14 protein-coding genes are annotated in these 15656 nt (G+C 68.6%); 7 read left to right on the forward strand and 7 right to left on the reverse strand.

Translation table 11 applies throughout. The features are described 5' to 3' along the window. The first annotated feature begins 22 nt into the window (after positions 1-22). Positions 23-1411, forward strand: coding sequence for an aspartate aminotransferase family protein (locus G9373_RS19910; RefSeq protein WP_167116448.1), 1389 nt, complete (start codon positions 23-25; stop codon positions 1409-1411). 259 nt (positions 1412-1670) lie between these two features. On the opposite strand, the gene G9373_RS19915 is transcribed toward G9373_RS19910, so the two are convergent. Both G9373_RS19915 and G9373_RS19920 read right to left on the reverse strand, forming a co-directional pair. Continuing rightward, positions 1671-2291, reverse strand: a complete 621-nt coding sequence (locus G9373_RS19915) for an allophanate hydrolase subunit 1 (RefSeq protein WP_005265166.1) — start codon at positions 2289-2291, stop codon at positions 1671-1673. After that, positions 2291-3049: a 5-oxoprolinase subunit PxpA gene (locus tag G9373_RS19920; RefSeq protein ID WP_005574154.1), complete on the reverse strand. Its 759-nt coding sequence runs from the start codon at positions 3047-3049 to the stop codon at positions 2291-2293. The genes G9373_RS19915 and G9373_RS19920 overlap by 1 nt, the downstream gene beginning before the upstream one ends. Positions 3050-3177: 128 nt before the next feature. Here G9373_RS19920 and G9373_RS19925 point away from each other — a divergent pair, with 128 nt between their 5' ends. From G9373_RS19925 to G9373_RS19940, 4 genes are all read left to right on the forward strand, one after another. Continuing rightward, a complete protein-coding gene (locus G9373_RS19925; protein ID WP_167116451.1) occupies positions 3178-4335 on the forward strand; it encodes a hypothetical protein in 1158 nt (385 codons plus the stop codon). After that, entirely contained in the window at positions 4332-5093 is a 762-nt protein-coding gene (locus G9373_RS19930; protein WP_120659826.1) for an ESX secretion-associated protein EspG, read from the forward strand. The genes G9373_RS19925 and G9373_RS19930 overlap by 4 nt, the downstream gene beginning before the upstream one ends. A 64-nt stretch (positions 5094-5157) precedes the next feature. After that, entirely contained in the window at positions 5158-5571 is a 414-nt protein-coding gene (locus G9373_RS19935; protein ID WP_005566096.1) for a hypothetical protein, read from the forward strand. Further along, positions 5568-6104, forward strand: coding sequence for a DUF3558 domain-containing protein (locus G9373_RS19940; RefSeq protein ID WP_005566095.1), 537 nt, complete (start codon positions 5568-5570; stop codon positions 6102-6104). Before G9373_RS19935 ends, G9373_RS19940 begins: the two co-directional genes overlap by 4 nt. A 6-nt stretch (positions 6105-6110) precedes the next feature. Here the strand turns inward: G9373_RS19940 and G9373_RS19945 are convergent, their stop codons facing one another. Genes G9373_RS19945 through G9373_RS19955 form a run of 3 tightly spaced genes read right to left on the reverse strand, consistent with a single transcriptional unit; the run spans position 6111 to position 8849 of the window. Then, positions 6111-7004: a metal ABC transporter permease gene (locus G9373_RS19945; RefSeq protein WP_005265172.1), complete on the reverse strand. Its 894-nt coding sequence runs from the start codon at positions 7002-7004 to the stop codon at positions 6111-6113. Next, the gene (locus G9373_RS19950; protein ID WP_005265173.1) at positions 7001-7879 is read right to left on the reverse strand and encodes an ATP-binding cassette domain-containing protein; all 879 of its coding nucleotides are present in this window, start codon (positions 7877-7879) and stop codon (positions 7001-7003) included. Before G9373_RS19950 ends, G9373_RS19945 begins: the two co-directional genes overlap by 4 nt. A gap of 13 nt (positions 7880-7892) precedes the next feature. Then, positions 7893-8849, reverse strand: coding sequence for a zinc ABC transporter substrate-binding protein (locus tag G9373_RS19955; RefSeq protein ID WP_005566092.1), 957 nt, complete (start codon positions 8847-8849; stop codon positions 7893-7895). A gap of 138 nt (positions 8850-8987) precedes the next feature. On the opposite strand from G9373_RS19955, the gene G9373_RS19960 reads away from it, so the two are divergent. After that, on the forward strand, positions 8988-10076 hold the full coding sequence (locus G9373_RS19960) for a substrate-binding domain-containing protein (protein WP_167116454.1): 1089 nt from the start codon (positions 8988-8990) through the stop codon (positions 10074-10076). 19 nt (positions 10077-10095) lie between these two features. On the opposite strand, the gene otsB is transcribed toward G9373_RS19960, so the two are convergent. Both otsB and kstR read right to left on the reverse strand, forming a co-directional pair. Then, complete coding sequence (gene otsB, locus G9373_RS19965) at positions 10096-12636, reverse strand: trehalose-phosphatase (protein WP_005566091.1); 2541 nt, start codon at positions 12634-12636, stop codon at positions 10096-10098. Between the two features lie 68 nt (positions 12637-12704). Beyond that, complete coding sequence (gene kstR / locus G9373_RS19970) at positions 12705-13343, reverse strand: cholesterol catabolism transcriptional regulator KstR (protein WP_005566090.1); 639 nt, start codon at positions 13341-13343, stop codon at positions 12705-12707. Between the two features lie 94 nt (positions 13344-13437). Here kstR and G9373_RS19975 point away from each other — a divergent pair, with 94 nt between their 5' ends. Further along, entirely contained in the window at positions 13438-15603 is a 2166-nt protein-coding gene (locus tag G9373_RS19975) for an acyl-CoA dehydrogenase (protein ID WP_167116458.1), read from the forward strand. The last annotated feature ends 53 nt before the right edge of the window (positions 15604-15656 follow it).

Genomic DNA, 15656 nt, shown 5'->3' on the forward strand with positions numbered 1-15656 from the left:
GAGCCGGAAAGGACCTACGGTCATGACGACGACAGTCTCCCCGGAACTTTTGCCTACCGGTCAGTCTCTCGACGTGGCCCGTGTCGAAGGGGAGCGCGCGTATGCCCTCGACCGGGCGCACGTGTTCCACTCGTGGTCTGCGCAGGAGCAGATCACCCCGATGACGATCCTCGCGTCCGAGGGTTCGTATGTGTGGGACGGTGCCGGGAACCGCATGCTCGACTTCTCGTCCCAGCTCGTCAACACGAACATCGGGCACCAGCACCCCAAAGTCGTTGCCGCCATCCAGGACCAGGCCGCGAAGCTGTGCACCATCGCACCGCAGTACGTGAACGACGCCCGCTCCGAGGCCGCGCGACTTATCGCCGAGCGGACCCCGGGTGACCTGAACAAGGTGTTCTTCACCAACGGCGGCGCCGACGCCAACGAGCATGCGGTGCGCATGGCTCGGCTGCACACCGGCCGCTACAAGGTGCTGTCGCGGTACCGCTCGTACCACGGCGGCACGGACACCGCGATCAACCTCACCGGGGATCCGCGCCGGTGGCCCAACGACTACGGCAACAGCGGAGTCGTCCACTTCCACGGACCGTTCCTGTACCGGTCGCAGTTCCACTCGGAGAACGAGCAGCAGGAAACCGAGCGCGCGCTCGAGCACCTCGACCAGCTGATCCGCCTCGAGGGGCCGGACTCGATTGCAGCGATCGTGCTTGAATCGGTTCCCGGGACCGCGGGGATCATGGTGCCCCCGCCCGGTTACATGGCCGGTGTGCGCGAAATCTGCGACCGCTACGGCATCGTGTTCATCGCCGACGAGGTGATGTCCGGTTTCGGCCGGACCGGAAAGTGGTTCGCGATCGACCATTTCGGTGTCGTTCCCGACCTGATCACGTTCGCGAAGGGGGTCAACTCCGGGTACGTCCCGCTCGGTGGTGTCGCGATCAGCGAGAAGATCGCGGCGACGTTCGCCAACCGGCCGTACCCCGGCGGGCTTACCTATTCGGGACATCCGCTTGCCACTGCAGCCGCCGTCGCGACGATCAACGCGATGGAGGACGAGGGGATCGTCGAGAACGCGGCCCGGATCGGCAGCGAGATCCTCGGTCCCGGACTGCGTGGCCTGGCCGACCGGCACCCGTCGATCGGTGAAGTCCGCGGAGTCGGCGTGTTCTGGGCGATCGAACTCGTCGCCGACCGTGCCACGAAGGAACCGCTCGCTCCGTACGGCACCTCCAGTCCGGCGATGAACGAGGTGATCGCGGCGTGCAAGGCAGGAGGATTGCTGCCGTTTGCCAACTTCAATCGCATTCACGCCGTGCCTCCGTGCACCGTCACCGAGGCCGAGGCCCGCGAAGGACTCGCGATCCTCGACACGGTTCTCGACATCGCGGATGCGCACCGCAACTCCTGACACACCCCGTCTGCCGGCACACGCGTGTCTCGACACTCGATCCGTCCCGCGGTCAATGGCGCCCGCGGGGCGGATCTTTCTCGTTTTCCACGACAACACACGGCGCCCGGATCTCAACGGAGAGAATCTATGAGCTCGACCACGTCCACGCTCGCACTGTCCCTGCCGGAAGGCTATGTCGAAGAACAGGATCGGCCGCCGGCTCCATCGTCGGGGGAGCCCGGAGATGCGCCCGTGAGTACTTATTAACGTCGGGCGGTTAATAAGTACTCACGGGCGCGAAGCGCACGACGACGCCGGGGCGGAGCAGGGCGGGGGGAGTGCGTTCGGCATCCCAGATCGGTTCGTCGGTGGTGCCGATGAGTTGCCACCCGCCGGGCGAGCTGCGGGGATAGATTCCCGTGAACTCCCCGCCCAGAGCCACGGTCCCGGCGGAGACCGAGGTCCGAGGCGTCGACCGGCGCGGCACGTGCAGTTCGGGTGCGCCGCCGGTGAGGTAGCCGAAACCAGGTGCGAAGCCGCAGAACGCCACCGTCCACGGAGTTCCGGTGTGTGCGGCGACGACGCCGTCGACACCGAGACCGGTCAGCTCGGCCACGTCCTCCAAGTCGGGACCGTCGTAGCGCACGTCTATCCGGATCTCATCGGGCGCATCCTCGGCGACCGTCGCCTCCGATTCCGTGGTCCGCACCCACTTGGCGACGCGGTCACGGCTGGTCGCGCCGTGGTCGAACCGCACCAGGATGGTGCGCGCCGCCGGAATCACCTCCACGACCCCGGGTGGCCGAGAGCCGTCCAGCGCACGAAAATGCGCGAGCACGGTGCCGAGATCCTCGAACTCGGCGAGGACCGCGCTTTCTCCGACGTCGAGGATGCGCATCACACGAACGGCTCCACCGTGATGCCCTCGGTGTCGAGCAACGACCGGATGGCGGTGGCCATCTCGACGGCTGCGGGCGTATCGCCGTGGACGCAGACGGATTCGGCGGTGACCGCGAGGACCGTGCCGTCGACCGCTTCGAGGGTGTGATCGACGACGAGCCTGAGGACCCGTTCGGCCACCACCGCGGGATCGTGCAGGACGGCCCCGTCCGTCGTGCGCGGCACCAGTGTCCCCTCGGGTGTGTACGCGCGGTCGGCGAACGCCTCGGTGACCGTCCGCAGTCCGGCCTTCTCGGCCTCCTCGAGGAACGCCGAACCGGGCAGGCCGAGGACGGGCAGCGACTCGTCGTACGCGCTGACCGCCGCGACCACCGCGCGGGCCTGCTCGCGGTGGTGGACGATCGCGTTGTACAGCGCGCCGTGCGGTTTCACGTACGCCACCGCCGAGCCGGAAACCTGGGCGAGACCGTCGAGGGCGCCGATCTGATAGACGACGTCGGCCGTCAGGTCGCGTGGGGCGATGTCGATGAACCGGCGTCCGAACCCGGCGAGGTCGTGGTAGCCCACCTGGGCGCCGATCCGGACCGTCAGCTCGGACGCCGCCGAACAGGTGGCCGACAGGGTGGCGGGATCGCCCGCATGAAAACCGCAGGCCACGTTGGCGCTGGTCACGAGCTTCAGCATCGCCAGGTCGTCGCCGAGGGTCCAGGCGCCGTAGCTCTCGCCGAGGTCGCTGTTCAGATCGATTGCCGGCACATATTCGATACTAGGGTTCCGAGTGCCGTCTTGTAGATTCTCTCGCGGGGGCGGGCGGAACCGGTGAGGGTCCTGCTGCGTCAGAACAATTGACCGTGCGTGGTGACTGCGCCATCGGAGGGGGAAACGTGACCGACCCGGCATACATCAAGGATCCCGAGAACTTTCACTCGGACCAGTGGGATCACGCGAGGATTGCCAGCGCCGTCGCCGGCATGAATGTCGAGCACGTCAGCGGCATCGCACGAGCCTGGACCGAACTGGGGACGACGACCCACGATGCGATCGTCGAGTTCAGCGACGCGATCAAGAAGGCGATCAACGAGAGTTGGCACGGTGCTGCCGCATCGGCGGCCTACGGAGAGACCGAGCGGTACTCGACCTCCGCGCCGCAGGCGCAGGAACAACTTCACGGAGTGGCGGACGCGCTGACGCCGCTGGCGGAGACGGTGGCGTCGCTTCGGTCGCAGGTTCCCGAAACCATCGGCACCGGACTGTGGGACAAGTTGACGCCCTGGGACACGGACACCGAGGACGAGTACTACCGGCGCGACGGCGAAGCGCGCGAGAAGATGGCCACGATCTACAACCCCGGACTCGCGACCTCGGACGGCAACGTCCCGTCGTTCACGAAGCCGGAGAGCATCGTCGACGTTCCTTCGGGTCCGGGCGGGCCCGGTGTCGACTACGCGAGCGGCACCCCGAGTTCGAGCGATCGCTTCGGCGGACTGAACACCGGGCAGCCGAATACCGGCGTCGTTCCCGTCAGCGACCCGTCCGCCGAGCCTGGTGTGGACGGCGCACCCGCTGCGGACGGCACGCAGGAGAATGCAGCAACCGCGCCGTCGGCTGCCACTACACCGGCGACGACGGCCCCGGCCTCGGTGACGGGGGATCAGGCACAGAGCCGGTCGGGCGTGCCTTCCAGCGCCGATACATCCTCGGGTGCCGGCTCGCGATCCGCAGGTGTGGGTGGGGGTTCCGGTGGCGGCGGACTGGGAGTCGGCGGACTCGGCGGTGGTGTCGGCGCCGGGAATCAGCAGGGGGCCGTGGCCCGGCCCGGCACCGCACCCGGGGTCGCGGGGGGCAACGCCGGAGGTCGCGCGGGTGCCGGAATGCGGGGTACCGGCCCGATGGGTGGGGGAATGATGGGCGGCGGAGGAGCCGGCAGGGGTGGCGGCGAGGACAAGGAACACAAGACGCCCGACTACCTGATCACCCTCGACAACGGTAACGAGTTGATCGGCAAACTGCCCCTCGTCTCACCGCCGGTGATCGGCGCATGAACATGCGCAATTGGCGGCTGCGTCCCGAACTGTTCGACGCACTGTGGGCCGGCACCGGGCAGGATCGCACCCCGTACCCGCTCCGGATCGTGAGCGCGCACCCCGGGCTCAATGCATATGTCGCCGAGCAGAACCGGATACGCGAAGCCTTCGCTGGAGCCGAGCACGACGATGTGAGGTCGGCGTTGGACGTGCTCGCCGAACCCGAGGTGTATGTCGAGGTCTCAGGTGCAACCGCCGACGAGACCCCGATCCGCATCATCGGTGCGCAACACCGGCAATGGGTGGTGATCGCTTCGCAACTCCCCGGCCGGGCACCGCAGATCGGTGGCGACGTGGTGATCGGCGCCGGTGCGGCCGGGCGACTGGGCGCCCAACTGATCGGGCTGATTCCACAGAACGCCGCCGGCCGGCGCCGGTTCCAGCGGCGGGACGCGGAGGACGCCCACTTCTCCCAGGGAATCCTGCAGGAGGTCAACCGGGTGGCCCCCGCCCCGCGACTCGAATCTGCCGTGCAGAAGGGATACGCGGGCCGCGGGAAGATCCGGGTCTTCCGCGGCCCCCGCTACGGCAGCGGCAGGGACGTCGGCGTCATGCAATGGATCGACATCGCCGGCGACGGACGCTACGTGATCGGACCGCACGATCCCGCCTCCGCGCACCCGGCAGGCCCCGAACAGCTCGTATCGTCGCTCGACACCCTGATCAGGGTCGGTACCACTCCCCGAGCAGGGTCGGTTGGTGCCCGCGGTTGGTAGATTGCCACGCGCCGGGCGATTGCACAGGTGGGGACACAGCAGGACACACGGAGGGGACACCGACATGGCGGGGCCAGAAGCACCGGAAGCCGGATGGAAGGCTTTCACCGAGAACGTCGTCGGGGGAGGCAGGCTCGAACTCGACCCCGCAGGCATAGAGCAGTGCATCAAGCTGTGCGATGACCACGCGCGGCGCATGGGGGAACTCGCAAACCGGGCGCGCCACGAACTGCGCGCAACGGACTTGGGTATCGGTGAGAAAGACATCGAGTCCGCGCGGGAGTTGGCGCGCAAATTCGACGAGAAAGCAATCGGGGGAGGTGGCATCGGCATAGCGAACACTGCGGTCGGATTGCTCACCGCGCATCAGTCGTACGTGAAGGATATGAAATCGATGTTCGAAGCAGTTCTCGCCAGCTATACCGCGCAGGATGATGCCATCGCTGCAAGCCTCGGAACCGCAGGATCTGAGCTGTGAATACTCGCGTCCGGCGCTTCGCATTGCCGTTCGTAATTGCCATGGGCGTATTGGTCGCTGGTGGCTGTGCGGAGCCGGTCGGCGGACAGGCGGACGAGACGCCAGTTCCTGAGATCACATTCCATCCGTGCGACGGATTCTCCTCGGAAGCCCTCGCGGCTGTCCGCCTGGATGCCCGGCCACCCGACCGCATGCCGGATCGCGACAATCCCCAGAACTTCGGCTGCGGATTTCAGTCGCAAGATTCGTATTCAGGGATCGTCGTTTCGGCAATCGGTGAAGCGCCCGACAGCGTGAGGAGCGACGACCGCTTCGACGTCCTGAGTGAGACCGAGATCGGCGGGCGGCGTGCTCTGGTGTCGGATTTCCGCGGCGGTAGTGCGTGCACGGTGTCGGTGGCGATCGAGCCGGGGATTCTCGAGTTCATGATCGGGTACAGCGAGTTGGAGGATTTCACAACAGTCGACGCGGCGTGCGATCAGGCGACGAGGGTGGCGACGACGTTGGCGCCTTATTTCCCCGACCACTTGTAGGGCGGCTCAGTGCGTGTGTGCGTGGGTGGGGGTGATGCGTCCGGCGTTCTTGCGCCGTGAGGATCCGCTGAGCCGGCACACGAGGTAGATGACGAACGAGATCGTGGTGACGAAGCTCGATACGGGCACTCCGGGTGCGAGGGACAGCAGGATGCCGCCGACGGCGGCAAGTTCGGCGAATACGATCGACAGGATCGTGGCCTTCAGTGGGCTGGCGGTGACGTAGGCGGCGGCCGCGGCGGGGGTGATGAGCAGCGCCATCACCAGCAGGGCCCCGACGATCTGGACGCCGAGGGCGGCTGTGATGCCGACGAGGACGGCGAACACGATCGACAGTGCACGCACCGGGACGCCGCGGGCCTCGGCGACGTCGGGGTCGGTGCTCGCGAAGAGGAGGGGGCGGTAGATCAGGCCGAGGACCCCGATGACCAGCACGGCGCAGAGCAGCAGCAGCTGGAGGCCGCTGTCTCCGGGTGCCACGATCTGGCCGATCAGCAGGGAGAAGCTGGTGCCGGTGCGCCCTTGGTACGACCAGATGAACAGCACCGACAGACCGAGCCCGAATGCCATGATCACGCCGATCACGGAGTCGCGGTCGCGGGCCTTCGCGCCGAGCAGCCCGAACAGGACCGCTGCGACCACCGACCCGGCGATGGCGCCGGCCCCGACGCTGACGCCGATGAGCAGGGCCGCCGACGCGCCGGTCAGCGACAGCTCGCTCGTGCCGTGCACGGCGAACGACATCTGCCTGCTCACGATCAGCGGTCCGATCGCTCCTGCCAGCAGGCCGAGGATGGCGCCGGCGATCAACGCTTGCTGGACGAAGTCGTACTGCAGGAGGTCGACGGTGGCCGAGACGTCGAACATGCGTGACATCGCGTCGGTGAATTTGTTGCTCATGCGTGCCCCTCGTCCGTGTGGTGCACACCTTCACCGGGGCGGAGGCCGCCCGCGCTGCCGAGCGCGTCGATGGCGTCGCCGGTGCCGATCACGACGAGGCGGCCGCGTACGTGCAGCACCTCGACGTCGGTGCGGTACAGCTCGGACAGCACCTCCGACGTCATGACCTCTTCGGGTTTGCCGATGCGGAACTGTCCGTCGACGAGGTAGAGCACGCGGTCGACGAGGGGGAGGATCGGGTTGATCTCGTGGGTGACGAACAGCACCGCGGTGTCGTGGGTGCGGCGCCGCCGGTCGATGAGTCCCGACACGAGATTCTGGTTGGCCAGGTCGAGGCTGAGCAGCGGTTCGTCGCACAGCAGGATCTGGGGGTTGCCGACGAGGGCCTGCGCGATACGCAGTCGTTGCTGCTCACCGCCGGACATGGAACCGATCGGGGCGTCCGCGTAGTTCTGGGCGCCGACTTCGGCGACGGCCGCGTCGACGATGGCCCGGCGCCGGCCTCGCCGGAGGATGCCGGTTCCCCACTGGTGGCCGTCGACGCCGAGCCCGACGAGGTCGCGGCCCCGCAGCGGCAGCCCGTCGTCGAGTGACTTCTGCTGGGGGATGTACCCGACGTGCGAATTGCCCTTCCGCGCCGGGGATCCGGCGATGCGCGCGGTGCCGGAGCTGAGGGCGAGCTGGCCGAGCAGCACCTTCAGCAGCGACGTCTTGCCCGACCCGTTGGGTCCGAGGACGGCGACGAATTCGCCGGGTTCCACGGTGAGGTCGAGGTTCTGCCAGAGTGTGCGTTCGCCGAAGGACAGTCGCGCCCCCGTCAATTCCAGTGCGGGGACGTGACCGTTGCCGGCGTTCTTCGAAGTGGGTTCTGTCACAAGCCGATCAGTTCTATTGCAGAGCCGCAGCAAGCGACTCGGCGGTGTTGGTCTGCCACTGAATGTAGTCCAGGCCTTCGGGCAGGGTTTCGGTCACCTCGACGACGGGGATGCCCGCCGACTCGGCCGTGGCCCGCACGTCCTGGGTGACCCGGTCCTGCGTCTGCACGTTGTAGACGAGGGCCTGCACCTGCTTGTCGGTGAGCAGCTGTCGCGTCGCGGCGATGGCGGCGGGTGCGGGGTCGTTGCCGTTCTCGATGGCGCTCGTGAAGTCGGGCGGGGTGACGTCCTTCAGGCCCGCGGACTGCAGCAGGTAGTAGGCGATCGGTTCGGTCTGGGCGACAGGTGCGTCTTTGTGCGCTGCCGCGATGCCGTCGGTGATCGCGGAGATCTGCTCGAGCTGGCCGTGGAAGGTGGCGGCGTTGGCCTGGTAGGCGTCGGCGTTGTCGGGGTCGAGTTGGCCGAGCTTGTCCGCGATGGACTGCGCGGTGGCGTCGACGGTGTCGACGTCGAACCACACGTGTTCGTTCACGTCGCCGTGGTCGTGGCCCTCGGGCGAGTCACCGCCGTCCGAGTGCTCGTCCTCGCCCGCGTGCGCGCCGCCCTCGAGGAGGTCGAACGCGTTGACCGTGAGCTGGTCGCTGTTGCCGGTGCCGATGATGTCGTCGACGAAGTGGTCGTACCCGCCGCCGTTGTACACGATAAGGGAGGCGTCGGTGAGCTCGGCGGCGTCGGTGGGGCTCGCCTCGAACGAGTGCGGGTCGGACGACGGTTCGGTGATGATCGAGGTGACGTCCACCTTGTCGCCGGCGACGGCCTGCGCGACGCTGCCCCACACGTTCGTCGACGCGACGACCGTCAGTGTGCCGTCGCCGGTCGTGTCGGAGCCGCATGCGGTGAGGGTGAGGGCCGCGGCGAACGACAGCCCGACGGCCGCCGTGGCGGCACGAAAACCTGAGGAAGCGCGCACAGAAAACTCCTGACCGAAGACGAACGCTAAACGCTATTGGAAACCGTTACCGTTGCACTTTAGCGGATAGGTCCTGGTAGTGCACTTTCGGTGCAGCCCCGACGCGCCCGAACGCGGGCCAGGTACTAACGTCCCCCTATGCCCAGGTCTCGACAGCCTCGTCGCCAAGCCACGCTGGCGTCGCTCGCGGCCGAGCTCAATATTTCGCGAACGACCGTGTCCAACGCTTACAACCGGCCGGATCAACTCTCCGCGGAACTGCGCGACCGGGTGCTGCAGGCGGCGAAGCGCCGCGGCTACCCCGGCCCCGACCCGGTGGCCCGATCCCTGCGCACCCGCAAGGCCGGTGCCGTCGGACTGCTGCTCACCGAGGCCCTCAGCTACTCCTTTCGCGACCCCGCCGCGATGAGCTTTCTGTCCGGACTGGCCGAGTCGTGCGAGGCCGCCGGGCAGGGTCTGCTTCTGATTCCGGCGGGCCCGGGTCGGGAGGAGGCGGACGCCGCCGCGGTCGTGCAGCAGGCGGGCGTCGACGGGTTCGTCGTGTACTCGGTGGCGGACGACGACCCGTACCTCGCGGCGGTGTGCGAGCGTCACCTGCCGATGGTCGTGTGCGATCAGCCCCGGGAGATCCCGGGTGCGTCGCTCGTCGGCATCGACGACCGCGGCGCGATGCGGGGCCTCGCCGACTATCTGATCGGGCTCGGCCACCGCGACATCGGCGTGCTGAGCATGAGGCTGGGGCGTGACCGCTCGGACGGGGTCGCCGATGCCGAGCGTTTGCGGTCACCGAACTTCCACGTCCAGCGCGAACGCATCGAGGGAGTGCGCGACGCCATGTCCGACGCCGGCCTGGAGCCTCGGACGCTGACCGTCGTCGAGCGGTTCGAGCACACCGGCAAGTCGGGGCACGCCGCTGCCGCGCAGGCACTCGGCGTGAATCCGCGGATCACCGCACTCGTGTGCACCACCGACGTCCTCGCGCTCGGCGCGCTGGACTGGGCGCGCTGGCAGGGCATCGACGTGCCCGGCAGGCTGTCGATCACCGGATTCGACGGAGTCGACGACGCACTGCGCGAGGGGCTGACCACCGTCCGGCAACCCCAGGAGGAGAAGGGTCGCCGGGCAGGCGCCCTGCTCATGTCCCCGTCGCACTCCGGCGTCGCGACCGTCGAGATGCTCGAGACCGAACTGCTGCGGGGTTCGACGGCCGGGCCCGTCAAGCGCTGACCCGGCCCTCCCATACGCGCTAGGCCAGGAGCTGAGCGCAGCGCAGCAGTCCCAGGTGGCTGTACGCCTGGGGGTGGTTGCCCAGCGACCGCTCGGCCACGGGGTCGTACTCCTCGCTGAGCAGTCCGGTCGGCCCGGCGGCGTCGACCAGTTGCGCGAACAACGCCTCCGCCTGCGACCGCTGACCGATCAGCAGGTACGCCTCGACCAGCCACGCAGCGCAGAGGTGGAACCCACCCTCGGTGCCGGGCAGTCCGTCGTCGTGGTGGTACCGGTACACGGTCGAACCGCTGCGCAATTCCGCCTCGGTGGCCGTGACGGTGGCGGCGAACTTCTCGTCGGACGGGTCGATCAGCCCCGACAGCCCGATGTACAGGGTGGCGGCGTCGAGGTCGGTGCCGTCGTAGGCGGCGGTGAACGAGCGGACCTCGTCCTTCCAGCCCTTCTCGCGCACCTCCTCGGCGATCTTGTCGCGCAACGGCGTCCAGCCGGGCTCGACGTCGCGGCCGAAGTGCTCGGCCAACGCCACCGCGCGGTCGACGGTGACCCAGCCCATCACCTTGGAGTACACGTGGTGACGCGGGTTGTCGCGGATCTCCCAGATGCCGTGATCGGGTTCGAACCAGCGACGTTCGACGGCCTCGACCATCGCGCAGACCAGTTCCCAGTCGCGGTCGTTGAGCGCCACCTCGACGCCCTGCTTCTCGCGGGCGTGGGACAGGTCGTGGATGAGCTCGACGATGGGTCCGAACACGTCGAGTTGCACCTGCTGGTTGGCCGCGTTACCGATGCGCACCGGCCGCGAGCCAGCATAGCCGGGCAGCGAGTCGATGACGGCCTCGGGCGGCAGACCGCCACCGTGCAGCGTGTAGAGGGGGTGCAGGCGTTCGGGGCCGGGCAGCGTCTCGAGGACGTCGTGCACCCAGTCGAGGTAGCCCTCGGCCTCGCTGAGGGAACCGAGACTGACGAGCGCGGACGCGGTGAGCGCCGCGTCACGCAGCCAGCAGTAGCGGTAGTCCCAGTTGCGGACGCCGCCGATTTCCTCGGGCAGCGAGGTGGTGGCGGCTGCCATGATCGCTCCGGAGTCGACGTGCACCAGGCCGCGGAGGGTGAGCGCGGAGCGCTTCATCAGGTCGGGTTTGAGCGTGGGCAGGGTGAGGCTCTTCGCCCAGTCCGACCAGTACGATTCGGCCAGTGCGCGGCGCTCCTCCTCGGGCGTCTCCGACGGTCCGAGTTCTTCGGTGCCGCACCGCAATTCCAGGACGACATCGCCGCCGGACGGGTCGACGACAGCATGCGCGGTCTGCTGGTTGCCGTCGGACGTGACGTTCCACTGCACGCCGGGGGAGCGCAGCACGATCGGCTCGTTGGTGCCGTGCACCCGCAGTCCCTCGGAGACCGCCTCGAGGATGACCTGGCCCTGCCCGAACTCGGGCCGCGGTGCGAACGTCACGACGGCGGCGGCCTGCCCGCTGATCACCCGGGTCAGGTCGGTGCGGCCCTGGCGGACGTCGTGCGGCAGGTAGTCGGTGACGGACAGGCTGGCCCACCGTGTCTGCACGGTCATGGTGCTGTCGATGTACCGCTGGCTCAGCGGCAGCGCACTCCGGTGCGGGCCGACGCTGAAGTGGCCGGCTTCCGGTCCGCCGAGCAGATGCGCGAACACGGACGCCGAGTCGGGTTCGGGATGACACAGCCAGGTGAGGGTCGCGTCGGGGGTGACGAGGGCGACGGTCCGCGGGCTGGCGAGCATGGTGAGGCGCTCGATCGGCGGGGCGTGTGCCCCGGACAGCCAGGTGCGGCGCTCGTCGAGCAGGAACGCGAGGGCCGTGGCCACGTCTTCGGTGGTCGACACCCGGAATTCGGCGAGGCTTTCGCCGGGGCCCACCTTCACGCCGAGGTCGGGGCCCTGGAGGCGGGCGAACGCCTTCTCGTCGGTGACGTCGTCGCCGACGAAGACGGCTGCCGTCGCACCGTCCTGGTGGCGGATCAGGTCGAGTGCGTGGCCCTTGTCGGTGGCGACGACGGCCAGTTCGATGACGGACTTGCCCTCGGTTACCTGCACGCCCACCCGCTGTCCGGCGTCGGCGCGCACCGCGGCCAGGGCCAGGGCGCCTTCCTCCGCATCGGCGTTGCGGACGTGGAGGGCGACGCTCGCCGGCTTCGCTTCCACCGACGTGCCGGCGTGCAGCGTGGCGATCCGGGTGAGTTCCTCGGTGATCTCACCGAGAAGTTTCTTGGCGTCGGCGTCGATCGCATGGATGAACCCGATGTCGAATTCCGAGCCGTGGCTGCCGACCAGTTGAACCTCGGCGGGCAGCCGTGACAGCGCGGCGAGGTCCTTGAGTGCTCGGCCCGAGATCACGGCCGCCGTCGTTCCGGCGAGGCTGGCCAGGGCGCGGAGAGCGCGCACCGATTCGGCGTGGGGGAACGCCTTCTCGGGGTCGGAGACGATGGGGGCCATCGTGCCGTCGTAATCGGAAGCGACGAGCAGGCGAGGGGTCCGCGCAACCCGCGAGAGGGCACGACGAAGTTCGATGGGCAGATCATGGGCGCTCACATGTTCAAATCTAGGGGATGTGACGGCTGTGAGCGCGTTGTCGGTCGGGGCTGTGCCCCGATCGCGTCCTATTCGGGTCTGCGGCTTCCGTCACCGAGCAGCAGTTCGACGGTGAGTTCGAGGCGATTCGCGACATCGGTCGCGGACGAGCGGCGGGTGAGCCAGGCCACCAGGTTCGACAGCCACACGTCGGAGATGACGCGGGCGACGGCCAACTGGTCTTCGGTGGGCTCGGTGTCCGTCATCGCGCGGGCGAACAGACGGTCCATCAGCTTGCCCACCTGATCGACCTCGGCGGCGGCGGACGCGTCGGCGAACATGAAGGCGCGCGTCATGGCCTCGGTCAGCAGTGGATCGCGCTGCATGGCCCGGGTGATCTGGCTGAGGATCAGCTGCATCCGCTCGAGCGGGTTCCGGCCCGGCGGGTTCTTTCCCCGCGAGTCGATCCGCTCGAACTCGCGGGCGAGCGCCGACACCAGCAGGTGCACCTTGGACGGGAAGTAGCGGTACAGCGTCCCCACGGCGACGTCGGCGCGTTCGGCGACGGCCCGCATCTGCACGGCTTCGTATCCGCCCTTGGAGGCCAGGGCCAGGGTCGCGTCGAGGATCCGCTTGCGCCGTTCCTTCTGCGCGTTGGAACTGAGATCGTCCTCGCCCAGCGTCGCCGCAGCGACCGTCGTGGACCGTGATCGAGAGCTGGTCGTCATTACCTGTTTTCCTTCGCGCCTTGACTCATGGCCAGGTGTCATATTAGAACACGTTCTAGACGAATGTGTCATTCAGGAGAGGCGGATACCCGTTGTGACAATCGCCACCACCAAGGAACAGAGGGCTGCAGCGGGTTCGATCCAGGCTTGGGCGCGGTCCACGGACCCGCTGGTCACAGTACGGCAAGGACCAGCAGATTCGTGGCGGACGTCGTGGCAGTCCTTCGCCTCGCTCGGAATTTTCTCGGTCGCCGTGCCCGACGCGGTCGGTGGGTCGGGAGCGGAGATCGTCGATCTCGCCGCGATGCTCGAACAGGCCGCGACCGAACTCGTCCCGGGTCCTGTTCTCTCGACCGCTCTCGCCGCGCTCGTCGTCGGCCGCAGCTCCGGCGCCGCCGCGAAACGGTGGTCCGAGGACCTGGCCGACGGCGCGATGCCGTGCGCGGTGGCCCTCGGCAGCAACTCCCCGGTGAACGCGACCCTCGGGGCCGACGGCGGGCTGACGCTCACCGGCGATGCGGGCTTCGCGATCGGCGGGGACACGGGGGTGTCCGTGCTGCTGCCTGCCGACGCGGGTGACGGCGTCGTGTGGTGTCTGGTCGACGGCGAATCCGACGGCCTGCACATCACGGTCGCCGACACGATCGACAAGAGCCGCCCGCTCGCGCGGGTGCGGTGCGATCGTGTGGCGGTCGCGGCCGACCGGGTGCTCGCGGGGGTGCCGGACGGGCTCGTGCCCGACCTCGCCGCGACCCTCGCCGCGGCGGAGGCGTCCGGGATCGCGGCCTGGTGTCTGCGAACGGCGGTGGAGTACGCCAAGATTCGCGAGCAGTTCGGCAAACCGATCGGATCGTTCCAGGCGATCAAGCATCTGTGCGCGGAGATGCTGTGCCGCGTCGAACAGTCCGGTGCGGCGGCGTGGGATGCGGCCGTGGCGGCGGAGGACGCGTGGGAGGCGGACGGCGGCGAGCTGCCGATCGCGGCCGCGGTCGCGGCGTCGATCACGCTCGACGCTGCCGTCGAGACCGCCAAGGACTGCATCCAGGTGCTCGGCGGGATCGGCTTCACCTGGGAACACGACGCGCACTTCTACTTGCGCCGCGCGACGTCGCTGCGGCAGCTGCTCGGCGGCTCCGCTCGCTGGCGGGCGCGGGTCACGGAACTGACGAGGGCAGGCGTTCGCAGACACCTGTCGATCGACCTGACGGGGCTCGACGACGAGCGGGCGCAGATTCGCGCCGAGATCGCCGAGCTGGTGGCGCGCCCGGAGTCGGAGCGGCGTGCGGCTCTCGCGGAATCGGGCTACCTGGCACCGCACTGGCCCGCGCCCTACGGGCGGGGTGCGCGGGCCGCGGAGCAGATCCTGATCGAGGAGGAACTGGCGGCCGCCGGGGTCGGCAGACCCGACCTCGTGATCGGCTGGTGGGCCGTTCCGACGATCCTCGAGCACGGCAGCGCCGAGCAGATCGAGCGTTTCGCGACCCCGACGCTGCGCGGCGAGATCATCTGGTGCCAGCTGTTCAGCGAACCCGGCGCCGGCTCCGACCTCGCGGCGCTCCGGACGTCCGCGGAGAAGGTGGACGGCGGGTGGCGGCTGAACGGTCAGAAGGTGTGGACGTCGAGGGCGCAGGAAGCGGACTGGGCGATCTGCCTGGCCCGCACCGACCGGGACGCGCCCAAGCACAAGGGCATCAGCTACTTCCTCGTCGACATGACGAGCCCCGGCATCACCATCTCGCCGCTGCGCGAGATCACCGGCGACGCCCTGTTCAACGAGGTGTATCTCGAGGACGTGTTCGTGCCGGACGAGCTGGTGGTCGGGAATCTCGGCGACGGCTGGAAACTGGCCCGCACCACGCTGGCGAACGAGCGGGTGGCGATGGGTGGAGGCTCCTCGCTCGGTGCGGCGATGGAGGAACTGCTCGCGCTCGCGGGGGACGGCGACCCGGTGACCGACGACCAGCTCGGGCATCTCATCGGCAACGCGCTCGTCGGCTCGCAGCTCGAACTGCGCACCACCCTCCGGCAGCTGGACGGTCAGGATCCCGGACCCGAATCGAGTGTCCGCAAGCTGGTCGGTGTCCGCCAGCGGCAGGCGGTCGCGGAATTCGCGATGGAACTCGGTGGCGCGGACGGCTGGGTGGAGGGTCCGCTGGCGCGAGAGTTCCTCAACACGCGGTGCCTGTCCATCGCGGGCGGAACGACGCAGATCCTCCTGACGGTCGCGGCCGAACGGATTCTCGGGCTGCCGCGGGGCTGAGCCGCGTCGCGATGGTCTTTCGCGAGGTCCGGGATGGTGATACAACTAGAACA

Origin of the sequence: Rhodococcus sp. A14, assembly GCF_011603105.1 — a bacterium.
GTDB classification, from domain to species: domain Bacteria; phylum Actinomycetota; class Actinomycetes; order Mycobacteriales; family Mycobacteriaceae; genus Rhodococcus_F; species Rhodococcus_F opacus.